Source organism: Dietzia sp. IBK-p2-16D (assembly GCF_057773085.1).
Window position 1 is genome coordinate 1 of the sequence record NZ_JBYMTL010000009.1, and the last position, 14,635, is coordinate 14,635.

The 14,635-nt window shown below is 60.5% G+C and carries 11 protein-coding genes and 2 pseudogenes; 6 read left to right on the forward strand and 7 right to left on the reverse strand.

Going from position 1 to position 14,635, the window contains the following annotated elements:
- Positions 1 to 208: 208 nt before the first annotated feature.
- Positions 209 to 457 (forward strand): annotated as a pseudogene (locus AC3DE3_RS16225) (IS21 family transposase); the annotation flags it as partial.
- Positions 458 to 588: 131 nt separating this feature from the next.
- Here AC3DE3_RS16225 and AC3DE3_RS16230 read toward each other — a convergent pair.
- The 6 genes from AC3DE3_RS16230 to AC3DE3_RS16255 all read right to left on the reverse strand — a co-directional run bounded on the left by AC3DE3_RS16230 (position 589) and on the right by AC3DE3_RS16255 (position 7,753).
- Positions 589 to 2,085, reverse strand: a complete 1,497-nt coding sequence (locus AC3DE3_RS16230) for an oligosaccharide repeat unit polymerase (RefSeq protein WP_488370675.1) — start codon at positions 2,083 to 2,085, stop codon at positions 589 to 591.
- Positions 2,082 to 2,567: a hypothetical protein gene (locus AC3DE3_RS16235; RefSeq protein ID WP_488370676.1), complete on the reverse strand. Its 486-nt coding sequence runs from the start codon at positions 2,565 to 2,567 to the stop codon at positions 2,082 to 2,084. Before AC3DE3_RS16235 ends, AC3DE3_RS16230 begins: the two co-directional genes overlap by 4 nt.
- Before the next feature lie 773 nt (positions 2,568 to 3,340).
- On the reverse strand, positions 3,341 to 4,480 hold the full coding sequence (locus tag AC3DE3_RS16240; protein ID WP_488370677.1) for a glycosyltransferase: 1,140 nt from the start codon (positions 4,478 to 4,480) through the stop codon (positions 3,341 to 3,343).
- Positions 4,477 to 5,601, reverse strand: a complete 1,125-nt coding sequence (gene wecB, locus AC3DE3_RS16245) for a non-hydrolyzing UDP-N-acetylglucosamine 2-epimerase (RefSeq protein ID WP_488370754.1) — start codon at positions 5,599 to 5,601, stop codon at positions 4,477 to 4,479. The genes AC3DE3_RS16240 and wecB overlap by 4 nt, the downstream gene beginning before the upstream one ends.
- A 5-nt stretch (positions 5,602 to 5,606) precedes the next feature.
- Positions 5,607 to 6,725, reverse strand: a complete 1,119-nt coding sequence (locus AC3DE3_RS16250; RefSeq protein WP_488370678.1) for a polysaccharide biosynthesis C-terminal domain-containing protein — start codon at positions 6,723 to 6,725, stop codon at positions 5,607 to 5,609.
- The gene (locus AC3DE3_RS16255; protein ID WP_488370679.1) at positions 6,722 to 7,753 is read right to left on the reverse strand and encodes a polysaccharide biosynthesis protein; all 1,032 of its coding nucleotides are present in this window, start codon (positions 7,751 to 7,753) and stop codon (positions 6,722 to 6,724) included. The genes AC3DE3_RS16250 and AC3DE3_RS16255 overlap by 4 nt, the downstream gene beginning before the upstream one ends.
- A gap of 157 nt (positions 7,754 to 7,910) precedes the next feature.
- On the opposite strand from AC3DE3_RS16255, the gene AC3DE3_RS16260 reads away from it, so the two are divergent.
- Positions 7,911 to 9,044 carry a DegT/DnrJ/EryC1/StrS family aminotransferase gene (locus tag AC3DE3_RS16260; RefSeq protein ID WP_488370680.1) on the forward strand — a complete coding sequence of 378 codons (1,134 nt, stop codon included), beginning with the start codon at positions 7,911 to 7,913 and terminating at the stop codon, positions 9,042 to 9,044.
- A gap of 53 nt (positions 9,045 to 9,097) precedes the next feature.
- Positions 9,098 to 9,193 (forward strand): annotated as a pseudogene (locus AC3DE3_RS16265) (organic hydroperoxide resistance protein); the annotation flags it as partial.
- Positions 9,194 to 9,202: 9 nt separating this feature from the next.
- On the opposite strand, the gene AC3DE3_RS16270 reads toward AC3DE3_RS16265, so the two are convergent.
- Positions 9,203 to 10,624 (reverse strand): hypothetical protein, encoded by a 1,422-nt coding sequence (locus AC3DE3_RS16270; RefSeq protein WP_488370681.1) that lies wholly within the window; start codon positions 10,622 to 10,624, stop codon positions 9,203 to 9,205.
- Positions 10,625 to 10,945: 321 nt separating this feature from the next.
- Between AC3DE3_RS16270 and AC3DE3_RS16275 the strand changes: the two genes are divergently transcribed.
- The 3 genes from AC3DE3_RS16275 to AC3DE3_RS16285 all read left to right on the forward strand — a co-directional run bounded on the left by AC3DE3_RS16275 (position 10,946) and on the right by AC3DE3_RS16285 (position 13,590).
- Positions 10,946 to 11,335, forward strand: a complete 390-nt coding sequence (locus AC3DE3_RS16275) for a VOC family protein (RefSeq protein WP_488370682.1) — start codon at positions 10,946 to 10,948, stop codon at positions 11,333 to 11,335.
- 153 nt (positions 11,336 to 11,488) lie between these two features.
- Complete coding sequence (locus AC3DE3_RS16280) at positions 11,489 to 12,823, forward strand: hypothetical protein (protein WP_488370683.1); 1,335 nt, start codon at positions 11,489 to 11,491, stop codon at positions 12,821 to 12,823.
- 152 nt (positions 12,824 to 12,975) lie between these two features.
- Positions 12,976 to 13,590: a hypothetical protein gene (locus tag AC3DE3_RS16285; RefSeq protein ID WP_488370684.1), complete on the forward strand. Its 615-nt coding sequence runs from the start codon at positions 12,976 to 12,978 to the stop codon at positions 13,588 to 13,590.
- The last annotated feature ends 1,045 nt before the right edge of the window (positions 13,591 to 14,635 follow it).

A 14,635-nucleotide genomic window follows, 5' to 3' on the forward strand; every position in this document is an offset into this window, starting at 1 on the left:
CGTCAACTTGCCGGAAGACGACTCCAAGGGTGGCCCACCCACCTCGGCGAACAACTACGGAACGCCGAACACCGACCTACACATGAACCTGTCCCCGGACCGACACATCAGGGTGTACGCGGACACCGAGACCTCATGACCGCACAGACCAACAACCAGAGGGGTCAAGATTCGCCCGTCACGTAGGGGTCAATTTTCGCCCGCCGTTGACATTGCCTCTCGCGTGGGACACAAGGCCGGCCAGACGGTCGAGGTCGACTGGTCGGGTCCGACGATGCAGCTCCTCGACCCCGCCACAGGTGAGTCGACGCGGGTCGATCTGTTCGTGGCCTGCTTACCGTTCAGCCGGTACGCCTTCGTGGAGCCCACTTTGGATATGAAGCAGGACACCTGGCTTCGCGCCCACGTGGCAATGTTCGACCACTTCGGCGGCTCGGTACCACGGATCGTCTCAGAGCCCGCGATAATCTCCGGTCTGGTGAGAAAGATTCATGAGCGCCCCCCTCGCTTCACTTGCTCGTGGCGCTTGGAGCGGCCGCTGGGAGCCGAACAGCCCTGCAATACTCTCGTAAAGACTAGATGCGGAAACTATTGCGAAAAATTGGCCGAGCTTCGGTGCACTTTGCCTATCGAGCAGCAGCTTGCGAGTACGACAATTAATATTACCGCTGTCTGAAGGGAGAAGAAAAGCGCATACCCGAGCCCGCCCGCAAGTGCAATTCCTCCAAACCTGAAACCCAGCACACAGTAGACGATAAGCGACACTGTCGACGCTGGGCTCTTCCGTAGAGGAGCGTCGACGAATTTGCAGAGAGCAATTCCCAAGAGTAACGAAAACGCGAGAAGGCTGCCTAATCCGAACGCGCGGTATGACTCCGCAATAAAGCCGGGCGAGACCGCGGTATTCTCAAGTCCAAACACAAATGCCGCGATCTCGGGACCCGAACTCGTGATTGGTTTCGCTGGCCAAATCGCCCGGGGAATTGGTGCAACCGCCCAAGCGAAAACAGACTGACCATAATCGTACGCGATCGTATTCGGGATCGCATTTATGATCTGAGAACTGGTGGAGATGTCTGCAAAATTGCGATTGTATACCAAAGCTTCACCGATGAATGCGACAGCCTGACTGAAGATTCCGGAAGATGGAGCCGATTCTGCGCTGGGCGAGCCTGGTCGCAACTGCGTTAGAATAGAGACCATAGCTAGAACGAGGCCCGCAATCGTGAGTGCAGCTGCAATCCCGAGTCGGCGTTTACCAATAGTCAGGTGGATTATCAGAGAAACGGCAATGATCCACACAACTTCCGAGCGTGCGGACGAGTAAACTGGGAGAAGGATTGCGTTCAGGAACAGTATTCCTATCCAGAGCTTCCCCCCTCTTAAGGGTCGCCGATTTTTGCGACTTTCAAGCCTCGCTACGCCCACCCAAAGTGCGACTGTTGAGAAGCGATTTAGGAAACGAAGGACGCCATGAGATTCGTATGAGTCTCCGGCTTCTAGCCCGGTCAAAGTTGATCGCTTTGCGGAGATCTGATCTAAAGCGAAGCCTCCGGTTTGCTGAACGTATAATACAAACGCTACTAATCCTATTAGCGCGCAGGCGCTAATCCCAAAAGTCGCGTACGAGCTGAATTCAATGTCCCACTTCAGGTTATAAGCTTTCGAGACTCGTTTTGACTGCGTGGATAAATAAAGCCCGTAGCCCAGCGTAAGTGCGGTGATTCCCGCAAGATATATAACATTAGGTCTAACGAAGGAATCTACGTTGTCGCCTAGAAGGAATAGGTCATTAATCGTTCGGCTGCCATCGATATTGAATGCAATATATGTCGACCGAACTCCGCTGCCAATGTAAACGAATAGTGCAAGGGGGGTCCAAGTTGAGACAAGTTTATATTGAGAATGCAGCATGGGAACGCTGACTATCAAGCAGGATAGATATCCGGAGAAGAGGAACCATCCGTCCGGATTGGCGAAGCTGTAAGTGCCGCCTAAGCAAATCATGAAAATGCCGAGAGCAAGTAGCCCAACGCGCTTACCTGAAGAACCAGCGGATGTAATTGCAGTTCGTTGAATGCTCATATCGTGTTATCCCGTGCCGTATGGTCTGCCGACGCCATATGCATCTTCTTGGTGGAGTGGTGGAGTGTAAATATGCCGAGAACGCTTGAAAGTGCGGCCGATAAGGCGATAGCCCAAATGGCACCCGAAGAATCGTAGATGATTGCTCCGAGAGTAGCGGACATCAGGAGTGTGATGGTGGAGAATGCGCGCATGCCAACAAGCAGGTTGTCCTCACCTATTGATCGCAAGGTGGTGACGGCTGCCAAGTATGGGATGCGGAAGGCTACTGTGGCGGTCGTGGCGAGTAGGAGTTCCTTTGTAATGCTCCATGTTTCACCGAGGATCTCGCTCCCAATCGAATCAGGCAAAAGGTAGAGCACAAAGCCGAAAGCAGCTGCAGGTAAGGTCGCAATTACTGACCACTTGATCGTTATGAAGAAGGGCTTGCGAGCGCTGCTTGTCTTTGCTGTCGACATTTGGAGAAGGGGTGTCACGCCCATTACCGCAGTATTGACTGGACCTAATAAGGTTTGGCCACCCCGGAATCCTGCAACCAGTGTTGGTGTGGCAAGCCCGGCAAGTATATATGGCAAGGCTTGTACCGAGAGCGTGGAACTAAGAACGTCGCTAACGCAGTCTTTTGTTCGAGTTTTGGCCGCTCTGAACTCGCGTCTTATCTCGTGTCTGTTTTTGGCAGGGCGAGGGGTTAGATAATAGTTGATAAAACCCAGGACTAGGGGCGCTGTTGCCCACATTATGATTAGGGCCGCGGGGGGCACGGCATAATGATCTTGAACTTGGCTAAGTAGAAAGAGACATACGCTTATAATCAGCCAGACGGAATCTGAAATAAGCAATCGTCCAAATTTCCTCTGTGAAAGTTGCTCATTTCTGGTCGCGTCATAAAATATGAGCGCTGGCAAGCAGAGGCTAATCGCTAGTATCCAGATCCCGTACTGCGGGGGAAGTGCCAGGCACAACGCTGCAATCGGGACAGAAAACGCTACCGATAGCAATGTAGCTGCTTTGGACACTGCCCGGCCAGAGTCGCGAATGTCCTCGTGGCGGTAGCGTATCTGACGGGGTATTAGAAAAAGCACTCGGATTGCGCGGAGTGCTATTGCGTATATTGGTATGGCTAGAGAAAAGTACGCAAATTCTACTATTGAGACGCTACGCGCTACCGCTACTGCGAGGGCGAGGCTGTTTAAGCTGACTATTCCTTGCGCTGCTATTGCCAGCGCACTGGTGGGCATGCGCGGAAAAGGTGCCATTATCTCGCGAGTTTTAGTTGTGAGTCGATTATCTGTACATATCTTACTGCGCGATCTTTTGCATTGGGGAGGGCTGAGAGAGTTTCGAACGCGAGTTCCACTTTAGCGTGCAATGTTTTCTTGTCAGATATTGCTGTTCGGATTATTGCCGATGCACTTTCCGCATTTTCGGGGTCGAAGTAGATCGCGGCATTTCCCATTGTTGATCTGACAAAGTCGCGATCTGACGCGAATATTGGGATGCGCATGGCTGCGGCCTCTAGTGGCGTTGCGGAAAACGCTTCGAGTAAACTCGGGAACAACAATGCGTCCGCAGAGGCGTAGGCGTCGGGCAATTCCTCGACTTTCAGTATACCCAAATTCCGACAATGAGATCGAGTCTTCTTTGATAGGGCGTTCCATTCGGACTCGTCTAGAGTAACTAGGCATTCTGTTGGAGTGCCGTGGTCATTTAGCCGCCCCAGAAGTTCGCCAATGAATTCGTGATTCTTATGCGGGTATGCGCGAGCGACGTATATGAAGGTGAATGTTCCCTTTGGGTGCGAGCTGGTGATGACTTCTTGCCGGCGGCGGGCTTTGCTGAAGGTGCGACTGCTGGTATTGCTGACGACTTGGACCGGTGGACATTTTGTGCCGAGTGCCTGTCGGAGTCGATCTTTCATCGCGTTCGTTTCGACGATTATTTCATCTGCTCGGGATGTGAATAGTCGCGATAGGGCTGGGCGGAATTTCGACTTCAAGCCTCTTGTGTGCTGATTCGGCAGCGGCGGATATACCGACGTGACATCGGCAAATCCAAGGATTTGCTTCTTTGCTCGGTCGAGTGCATATGTGGGGCCGAAAATGACAAATCTGAGGTCTGGCTTGGCCGGCGTGAGGGGGCGAAAGATGTCAGTCGACAAAGGGCGTCGATTTCTTTCGGACCATGCAAATGTAGCCTTGGCGGTTGGGGAAAGATTGTCGACTACCTCAGTTGCGGCTGAAATGTGGACATCTCTGACCCATGGAAAGCTGGCGCAGAAATTCGAGTCTTTTGAAAGTTCTGCTAGCTCGTTGATGAACGATGCCGCCACTTGTACGCCGCCGCCTTTGTGGAGGTTCGAGGCGTCGATGGCGACCGTGGACATTTTCGTCGTCATCCCCGAATTCCTTCCCACTGGTGATGGCGATGTGCCGTCGAGAGAATGAACTTCACCGTGCGCTCGCTGGCGTTGTCGATGAGATAATCATCGGGAGTTAGGTGGCTGACGCCGTCACGGGAGTACCCAGAGTCCATGGCCACCTGGACGGCTGCGACGACGTCGCCGGCGTCCAGCCCGGTCATTATCATTCCCCCGGTGTCCAGAGCCTCGGGGCGCTCAATGGAGTCGCGGAGGGTGATAGCGGGGAACCCGAGGATCGAAGACTCCTCAGCGATGGTTCCCGAGTCTGACAGACAGCACGCGGCGGAGAGTTGAAGTTTATTGTAGTCGTGGAACCCAAGCGGTTCAGAAAACGTGATGCCTTCCGGCTCGGTCCAGTCGGGAAGTGCTTCGAGCCGCTTCCGCGTTCGGGGATGGGTGGAGACGAACACCGGCAACTTGTAATGGGCATAGACGGCGGTCAGACAGTCGAGCAGCATCTGAAGACGCTCGGGAGAGTCGACGTTCTCTTCACGGTGCGCAGACACCAAGAAATACTTGCCCTCATCCAAACCCTTGTCTGCCAAAACCGTAGATGCGTCGATCTGGTCACGGTACGCATTCAGGACCTCGCGCATCGGAGAGCCGGTCTTTAGAATCCGGCGGGGATGCAGCCCCTCGGCCAAGAGGTTCCTGCGGGCGTGCTCGGTGTAGACGAGGTTGAAGTCGGAGACATGGTCGACCATGCGCCTGTTGGTCTCCTCCGGCACATTGAGGTCGAAGCAGCGATTGCCCGCTTCCATGTGATAGGTCGGAATTCGCATGCGACGAGCCATGAGGGCGGCGATGCAGGAGTTCGTATCACCGAGGACCAATACGGCATCGGGAGCTTCCTCGCGCATGACATTTTCTGCGGCGATCAGAGTTCCACCGAGAACACTGCCGAGGCTGGATGTGTCCACCCCGAGCATTTGGTCCGGCTGGCGAATTCCCAGGTCGTCAAAAAAGACCTGGTTGAGGGTGTAGTCGTAGTTCTGGCCGGTATGCACCAGGATGTGCTCGATGCCGGCCGTCGCATCCAGACGATGGATGACGCGGGCCAACCGGATAAGCTCGGGGCGGGTGCCCACGACAGTCATGATCTTCACTGATCTGACTCCTCGGCAGTGTGGCGGACGGGCTCTGGGAATGTGTCAGGAGCATCCGGACGAAACAGCTCGTGGCTCCAGAATTGCGTGAGCAAAAGTTCGTCGCCTGTGTTCGTGATGTTGTGAACCCATCCCACGGGCATATCGATCGCTACCGGCGCCTCACCGGAGACCTCGAAGTCCAGAACCTCGTCCTCGAACATCTTGCGGAGGCTGATGCGTGCCTTGCCCTGGATCACGGCGAACCGTTCGATCTTGTGTAGGTGGTAATGCTCGCCGCGGGTGATGCCGGGAACCGTGGTGCTGAACGAGGATTGCCCCTCGCCGCCGCAGCAGCGGACGGTTTCCACAAACGAGCCACGCGGGTCCGAGTGAGGAACGAGGGCAATGGGGTAGTGCTCGGGGAACAGTCCGGTCCGATAGGTGTTGAACAGGTCGATCCGGAACTTGGAGCTGAGGTCCGGGATTCCGCCGATCGGCACGTACGAGCGGTGAAACTCCTGCAGGAGATCCCACACCGCAACGACGCCGGTCAGCTCACCGGTGGGCCGCAGCATGCCCTCAGCGGTGTCGAGGGCGTCCATCAGGGCCTGTGCCGCATCCTGGGCGTGGAGAAGCTCCACCGGATTGTCATTGATCTGTGGTGTCTCGCCGTTAATGACTGCCTTGACAAACGTGGCGACGAAGGAGTTGTAGTTGGGGGCGCCGTGCTCGCCGAACAGGTTGGGCAGGCGGACGTCGACAAAGTGCCCGCCGAGAGCTCGGGTGGCTTCGGCGATCTGATTCTGGGCGGCCAGCTTGCCTCGGCCATAGGCGTTGTCCCGCTCTACCTGGATGGTGCCGGCCATCGCAACCCGCAGGGCCCGGCCGGAATCGGTCACGGAAGAGGCGAGATCGGCGGCGAGCTGGATGTTCCCCTGCTCCACGGCGTCGTCGCTGTCAGCTCGGTTGACGCCCGCGATATGGATGATCGCGTCTGCGTCTGCCACGAGGTCGGTCAGCTCTGACCAGTTCTCCCGCGTGACGGGACGAATTTCGTGGTCGGTCAACGCCGCAAGGCGGAGGCGCGTGTGCCAGCCGAGAAAGCCGCCGGCGCCGGTAATGACGATCTTCATCGGTTGACCTCCGACAGGACCTGCTGCATCTCGGGCAGCGCCGTAATCATCGCGGCCGTCTCGTCGACGGTCATCTGTTCGGTGTTGTTCGAATCGAAGTCCTCGGCTTCGCGAGCGCCGGAGTCTCCCTCGTCCTCGTAGACCGAGTATTGGAGAGATCGGGCGTCCAGCGGCACCTTGAAGTAGGCGCCCTGATCGGTGGCCTTTGCCATTTCCTCGCGCGAGAGGAGCGTCTCGTACATCTTCTCGCCGTGGCGCATTCCGATCTTGACTATCTCCGGGTCGTCGATTCCCATGACGAGGGCGGTGGCCCGAGCGAGTGTGTCCACCGTGCAAGCTGGCGCTTTCTTGACGAACAGGTCGCCGGGCTCGGCGTGAAAGAACGCGTGTTCCACGAGGTCGACGGACTCCTGCAGATTCATGAGGAAGCGCGTCATGGAGCCTTCGGTGAGCGTGAGTGGCTTACCCTCGCGGATCTGCCGCACGAACAGTGGGATCACGGATCCGCGTGAGTACATGACGTTGCCGTACCGGGTGATGGAGACCGTGGTTTCGGACTTCGGGTTGTTGCGGGCGAACGCCTGCGCGGTCTTCTCCATCAGCGCCTTGGACATGCCCATCGCATTGACCGGGTACACGGCCTTGTCGGTGGACAGGCATACGAGTGACTTGACACCGTGCTTGTGCGCGGCATTGATGACGTTGCGGCTGCCATTGACGTTGGTCTTGACCGCCTGGTCGGGGAAGAACTCACACGACGGGACCTGTTTGAGGGCCGCAGCATGGAACGCGAAGTCGGCACCGACGAACGCGCTCTCCACGCTCTCCTGGTCACGCACATCCCCGATGAAGAATTTGAGGCGAGGTTCATCCATCTTGGACCGCATCTCGTCCTGCTTGGCCTCGTCACGGCTAAAGATGTTCACCTGGTCTACCCCCTGGGTGAGCAAATGACGCGCCATGGTGGAACCGAAAGAACCGGTCCCTCCGGTGATGGCGACGGTTGCTCCTGAGAGCGAAGGTGTCATCAGTAGGGCTCCTGAGGCATTCGAGGTTCACTTGCCGTGCACGGCAAGCACGTAGGACTTTGACTCTAGCGGTGCAGTGGACAGGGTAGTCACCGATGCGTGACCGAGGGCATCTCTACACTTGACTCAAACCGATCCGCTCGCTGAAAGGCTCCACATGGCCCGTATTCTGATGTCCAAAGCGACTGTCGGCGTTGAAGAGGAAGAGGCGCTGATTCGGGCCATCCGTTCTGGGTGGGTGACACCGCTTGGCCCGGAGGTGGATGCGTTCGAGGCCGAAATCTGCGAGCGAACAGGCGTTGCCCACGCGCTGGCCCTGTCGTCTGGCACGGCGGCTCTTCACCTGGCTCTGCTCGAACTCGGTGCGAAGCCGGGATCCTGCGTCGTGCTTTCGTCCATGACCTTTGCAGCTACCGCGAACGCAGTCGCCTATACCGGCGCAGATTTGGTGTTTGTGGACTCCCAAGTGTCGGACGGCAACGTCGAACCGGAGATCATGCTTGAGGCAGTCCGGACGCTGCAATCTGAGGGGCGCGAGGTGGTTGCTGCGATCCCTGTCGACCTCTTCGGTCGATGCGTCGAGTACGACGTACTTGGGACGGGGTTGGAAGAGTTGGGCGTGCCGATGCTTGCCGATGCCGCAGAGTCGCTCGGGGCGACCTTCAAGGGGAAGGCTGCCGGTGCTTACGGACGAGCGGCCGCTTTCTCTTTCAACGGCAACAAGATCATGACCACATCCGGGGGTGGGATGCTGGTCTCGGACGATGTCGAGCTGATTAGCCGGGCCCGTTATCTGTCGACCCAGGCCCGCCAGCCGGCGCCGTGGTACGAGCACACTGAGGTCGGATACAACTATCGGATGTCTAACATCCTCGCTGCCATCGGCCGGGCACAGTTGGCGAAGCTGGACGACTTCATCGCCCGACGTCGTGAAATCCGAGCCATGTACGTCGAGGCGTTCGCCGATATCGAGGGACTACGCTTCCTCGGATCGGCGGAGACTGTCGAGGGCACCTCGGATAACTGCTGGCTGACCGCGATCGATCTGGGCGTGAACAGTGACATTCGGGCGAACGACATGGTGTCCCATCTCGACGCGAACGACATCGAGGGGCGCCACCTCTGGAAGCCGATGCACATGCAACCGGTGTGGAAGGACTCTCGAGTGTTTGCGAACGGAGTATCTGAAGGTCTTTTCAAGCGAGGTGTCACTCTTCCTAGCGGCTACGGCTTGACCGACGGAGAAGTTGAGCGAGTCATCGAGGTCGTCCGCGAAAAGCTCGCCAAGTAGACGCGCTGCCCGCGCGGCCAGCTCTGCTCTACACGGCTCTCCCACGCTGATTTGGCCCCACGCTGCCGAAAGAGCTCGGCGGGCCACGGGGGAGGACGATAACCCTGAGCAGTTGTTCGCCGCCGGCTATGCCGCCTGCTTCCACGACAGTGCCCGTGTCAGACGGCTGAGAACGGCCTCGTCAGGGCCGCCTCCGCCAGTTCCGAATCACACGGAGACCGCGGGTGCGTTGGCGGTGGGGGTGTTGTCGTCGTCATACTTTTTCCCCCAGTGCGGAATGCGCTGCCCGAGACGTGGTGATGGAGACGTCCGAAGAGGCCGGCGTGCTCACGTGCGCGCTCGGCGAGGGTGGTGAACAGTTCCACCGGCAGCCCCAGGTCCGGCACCAGAGCGGCGAGGGTCTCCCATCCACCGAGCTTGCCCACCACCGCACTGCGCATGAGCTCCACCTCCAGCACCGGGGTCATAGGGGAGTCCGTCAGCCGCTCGTTGAGTTTGAGCCGCCCCACCTTCTCCGCCACCGCCACTGCGGCCTGCCGGTGGGGCCGGCGCCGCAGATGCAGGGAATCGATCAGGTCGGCCAGGAACTCGCGCTCCTGCGCGATGTCGCAGGCGATCCTCTCCAGACCCGGCCCCAGATCGGTGTCCACACAATCCCGTGCCATCCGCTGCGGCCGACCAAGGCCAGCCGTCGCACCGGTCGGTGGTCCGACAGGTACAACGCCAGCACGTCGCGCTCCAGATGCGCTGGCGGACGATGAGCCGCGGACTCGTCGTCCGGGCCCGTGACCCTGCGCCTTCATCGACACGAGCAGCTTGCTGGCCCGATGCTGCCGGCAACGAAGAACTCCCTGTCGGCCGTGATGTTCTGGGGGGGCGATCACCGCGCCCTGCTCGTCGATCTGCTCGATCGTCACCCGGTACCCGCCCCCGGTGGCCGGGGTGACGGCCGTGACGCGGTGCAGCGGCGAGATGGTGAGTCGGCCGGTGGCGGCGGCCTGGGCCAGGTACGTCTTGTCCAGCGACTTCTTGCCCGCGTTGTTGCCGTAGATCACCTCGCCGCCGAGCGCGGAGGCCTGCGCGGTGCCCGCCGCCTCGCGCTTCATGTAGTCGAAGTCGTAAACGTTGGGCACGAAGGTCGTGGCGAACCCGGAGCGGTGCGCGGTCTTCCGGCCCACGCGGGCGAACTGGTACCAGGGGCTCGACTCGAACCACGCCTGGTCGATGTGGTTCACGCCGAGGGTGGCGTTCGCGCGCGGGAAGTAGGTGCCGTACATCTGGGCCGAGTCGACGTTCGGGAGGATGTGCTCGAAGTGGCTGCGCTTGGGCGTGACCGCCATGCCGCCGTTGACCAGCGAACCGCCACCCACGCCGCGGCCCTGGTAGACCTTGACCCCCAAGAACTTCTCGGCATCGAGGACACCGACGTAGCGCTCCACCTTCTTGTCGATCCCGAAGCCCATGAAGTTGCTGACCGGCTGGCTGGTGGTGTCCGCGAGCCAGGTGGAGCGCTTGTCTGGATTGAGCATCCCCGAGAAGATCTTGCCGTCCGGGCCCGGCGTGTCCCAGCTGCGGCCCATCTCCACGATGTGGGTCGCGATCCCCGGCTCCGGCGGACGAGGCGAAACCGGCCCTGGCGGCCGCAGTCCCGCCTCGACGAGCGGTCGCAAACGGAGAGTGGCCGTCCCCGCCACCTGGGAAAACGTGAACGTTTGCAAACGGACGACGCATTGGCCAGTTCTGCGGGATCGGTGGCTGCGGTCCGGTTCGAGCGGCGGCAGGCCCTCGTCGTCGTCGCCAAATCTCAGAGCGCACCGGGGGAGCGCCCCGGCTCCGGCCCCGGGAGGAATCTCGGTCCATGAATGCTTGAGGCGCCTGGATACTGGTCGTAGCGTGGTGCCATGGCTGGGATCACCGCGCGGCGCGTGGTCGTCGCACTAGACTGTCCCGACGCTCGCGAGCTCGCCGAGTTCTACGCGGCGATGCTCGGCTGGCGGATTCGTGACGATGCCGAGTACTCGGATTGGGTCGACGCACTGCCGCCAGAGGGCGAGCCGGGCACGATCGCGCTCGCGTGCCAGACCGTCCCCGAGTTCCGCGCGCCGACCTGGCCCGAGGGGCCGGTCCCCACGCAGATGCACCTCGACTTCTACGTGGACTCCATCGCCGACTCCGAGCCGGCCGTCCTCGCCGCCGGCGCCCGCCGACACGAACACCAGCCCAGCCCCGACGGGCGGTTCGTGGTGTACCTCGACCCGGTGGGGCATCCGTTCTGTCTGTGCGAGGAGTGACGGAGCGGGGATCGGTACCACTTCGACGGGTGGTCCGGTCCATTCCGGCGTGTCCAACAAAGCGGGTGCCCGACCGGCGCCAGCGAGTGTCGTACCGATAGTGCATTCTTATCGTCAGGCTGCGGGCGAACCCCGCTCACATTGGAGTAGTCAATGACACACGAGATCGAGTTGATCAACGACGGGGACGGCGTCGCCGTGATCGGCGACAGCACCGCGGTGGAACAGTTCCTGGCTTCGCAAGGCCTTCCATCGAAGGAGTTGGATCTGAAGCGGATCAGTTCCACGCTCAATACGGCAGCTGGCGTCGCCCAAGCAGGGGCGGAGATCTCTGCCGAATCGGGTCGTTGGGTCAAGCTCACCAAGGAGTCGGCAGCGGCGTTCAACACGAGCCGGAAAATGACGGGCTCCAGCGGAAAGGTGAGCCGCGCGATCCTCACCGAGGACAACGGGAAGATCAAGGGCATCCTCGAGATCGTGAACGGCCCCGGGCAGACACTCGCCAATCCTGCGATGCTGGCCGGCGCCGCCGGAGTCATGGCGCAGATGGCCATGCAGCAGACGATGGACGAGATCACCGACTACCTCGCCGTCATCGACGCCAAGGTTGACGACGTACTGCGGGCCCAGAAGGACGCCGTGATCGCGGACATGATCGGCGTCGACTTTGTGCTCGACGAAGCGATGACCATCCGCGACTCGGTTGGACGAGTCTCCGAGATCACCTGGTCCAAGGTGCAGTCGACGAGCCTCGCCATCGGGCGGACGCAGGCCTACGCGCTCAAGCAGTTGTCCGGCATCGCCGAGAAGTTGGAGAGCCAGGACAAGGTGAATGACCTGGCGGATGTGTCGAAGCAGGCGGAGCGGACAGTCCAGGAATGGCTGGCCGTGCTTGCACACTGCTTCCGTCTTCAGGACGGGATCGCCGTGCTGGAACTCGACCGAGTTCTTGACGCGTCGCCCGGTGAACTCGACGACCATCGTGAGGGACTTCAGCTGGCCAGACAGCGGCGGCTCGACCAGCTCGCGACCGGCACCGCCTCACTCCTCCAGCGCATGGATGCAGCCGCTGGTCTGGCCGACGCCAAGCTGTTGCTCAACCCGATGGCCGCACCCCGGGTGTTGAGCGCGCGTAACAAGGTCCACAACGACGTCATCGACTTCCAGCAGCTTCTCGGCATCGACGGCGACCAAGCAGATCTCGAAGGCCGGCGCTGGCGTGATGCCGCCCTCGAAGCGCGAGACAAGGTTGTCGCTTCCGGGAGTGAAGGCCTCGGCAGCGCAGTGCAGGCAGGCAGCAACACGATTGAGTCTGCGCGGCTGGCCACCGGCAAGGCCGCGGAGGGGCTCAGCAAGCGACTGCTTCGGAAGCGCACCGACGATGAGGCCGCCGAAGACGCAGTAGAAGAGTCGCCGCGGTCTCTCAACTCGCGAGCGTCGAGATTCCTGCCCCGTCGATCGGCTAAGCCGGAATCAGAGGATTCGTAGCGAGAAGGGCCCTGACCACCTGCTCGGTCACCGGCCCCTCCGATTCCGCACGGGCGGCGGCGTTGTCGTTCCATGCCAATGCGCGGCGCTGCCGCCGGATGCACACACCGCACGAGACACGACGCATACAAACGCTGAGAAGGAAATGACAAATGAATCGTTGTGAGGTCTGTAACGAGTTGCGTGTGTTCGAGCGTCATGACTGTGAGGCAGCGCTTCAACGGAAGCAAGAGGCGGAGGCTAGATACCAGCGGTATGCCGCGGAGGAAGAGGCACGCCTGACAGAAGAAGAAGCGCGTCGCCGGCGTTCGGCTAAGGCCCTGACGGTCGCGATGTCAGTGGGGGCCGTGGCCGTAGCCGGGTTTGCGTTGGCAGGCTTTTTCGGCGGAGATGGCGACAGAGGCGACGATCAGACTGCGAGCAGTATCTCCGCCGCAGAACAAGACCATGCGCCGACGCCGAGTGAAGTCAGCTCCACGTCTGCTCCCCCTGCCTCCTCCGCCTACGGTGACCTGCTTGAGCGGCTTCATTCTGAAGCTGCGGCTACCGGCTACTCCGGTGCGGTCGGGCAGAGAATGTCGCCGAGCATCTTCGAGGGGTTCGTCGGCGGGATGCTCTCCGTGTGTCGGGACGTCGAAGACGGCTACACCACGTGGGCCGACGAAATACACCGGGACATCTCCACCGGTGCCCCACGGTCCGCCGCGAACAGGTTCAATGCGTTTCTGGAGGACGAGTTCTGCGTCGGGGCGCTGGCATATAACTAGCGGTGACAGTGAAGGAACTCGGTGTGCGTGAGGGGATCCAACCTGACGGTAATTCGCGAACCACTACGTGATGGCCCGCCCTGTTCGGCGGACCGCCACACCTCGGTCAGCCAAAACCCGGGCTCCGAAACCCCACCACCCCGCGGGACATGCCCCCAGGCTGTCAGCACGGCGCAGCGTTTCAGTTAGCGCGACCGGCCTGAACAGTCGTGAAGGAGCGGCGTTGACATCCAACCGGGAAACTCGCTTATTTGCCGTTTGCTCAGTGCATGATCGGTGGGATGCTCCGCCCAGCCGGGCACTGACGAAGGGTTCGCAATTGAGTGCACCTACCCACCGGCATCGATTGCATGCCTCGAGGTTGAAGGCGGTCGGTGCCGTGTTGTCGACGCTCGTCCTGGTGGCCGGGTGCGGGGGCGAACCGGCGACTGGCGAGCCGACCAGCACGGATGCGACGACTTCGAGTTCGTCGACGCGGACGACCACAAGCACGTCCACCACGACGACCGTCGAAAGGGTGCCGGAGACGGAGACTGCGGCGACGGGGGCGCCGGCCGCGGCCACTCCCGCTGCTTCCGGGCCGACGCTCGTCGAGTGCGTCTATGGCGGGGGAGCGTGGACGGAGACTGGCTGGTTCAGCGACGGCTCTTACGGGTACCACCCGCAGTGCGCAGCTCTGCTCAGCGAGCAGTTGGCTAGGTACCCGTACCAGTGCCCGCGGACAGATCAACGCGTGGCCGACTTATCGGAATGTGCCAATTCGAACGGCATTCCCCTCCCGCCCGAGGGCCAGAATGCTCCCGCGGTGGAAAAACCCGAGGAGACAGTGGAGCCCGTCGAGCCCCCTGCCGACCCGCCTGTCGAACCAGGGGTTGGCGAAACACCTGAAGCCGACCCGTGCGAAGCCGGTGATATTGCCGAGGCATGCCAGGAGTAGCCGTCCCCGTCCCTGGGCATCCAGGGCGGCGGGCTTGGCGGGAGGGAAGACGAAGTTGTCGTCGTCGTGCCTATCGGGTTTCCTCCTGCGTTTTCTTGGGCCCGGGTG

What these genes read in the sequence shown, in the direction of transcription:
- wecB (WP_488370754.1), bottom strand. Translation starts at nt 5,601, where the DNA reads ATGACTGTCGTGGGCACCCGCCCCGAGCTTATCCGGTTGGCCCGCGTC.
- AC3DE3_RS16240 (WP_488370677.1), bottom strand. Translation starts at nt 4,480, where the DNA reads ATGACGACGAAAATGTCCACGGTCGCCATCGACGCCTCGAACCTCCAC.
- AC3DE3_RS16275 (WP_488370682.1), top strand. Translation starts at nt 10,946, where the DNA reads ATGGCTGGGATCACCGCGCGGCGCGTGGTCGTCGCACTAGACTGTCCC.
- AC3DE3_RS16270 (WP_488370681.1), bottom strand. Translation starts at nt 10,624, where the DNA reads ATGGGCCGCAGCTGGGACACGCCGGGCCCGGACGGCAAGATCTTCTCG.
- AC3DE3_RS16250 (WP_488370678.1), bottom strand. Translation starts at nt 6,725, where the DNA reads ATGAAGATCGTCATTACCGGCGCCGGCGGCTTTCTCGGCTGGCACACG.
- AC3DE3_RS16280 (WP_488370683.1), top strand. Translation starts at nt 11,489, where the DNA reads ATGACACACGAGATCGAGTTGATCAACGACGGGGACGGCGTCGCCGTG.
- AC3DE3_RS16230 (WP_488370675.1), bottom strand. Translation starts at nt 2,085, where the DNA reads ATGAGCATTCAACGAACTGCAATTACATCCGCTGGTTCTTCAGGTAAG.
- AC3DE3_RS16255 (WP_488370679.1), bottom strand. Translation starts at nt 7,753, where the DNA reads ATGACACCTTCGCTCTCAGGAGCAACCGTCGCCATCACCGGAGGGACC.
- AC3DE3_RS16260 (WP_488370680.1), top strand. Translation starts at nt 7,911, where the DNA reads ATGGCCCGTATTCTGATGTCCAAAGCGACTGTCGGCGTTGAAGAGGAA.
- AC3DE3_RS16285 (WP_488370684.1), top strand. Translation starts at nt 12,976, where the DNA reads ATGAATCGTTGTGAGGTCTGTAACGAGTTGCGTGTGTTCGAGCGTCAT.
- AC3DE3_RS16235 (WP_488370676.1), bottom strand. Translation starts at nt 2,567, where the DNA reads ATGGGCGTGACACCCCTTCTCCAAATGTCGACAGCAAAGACAAGCAGC.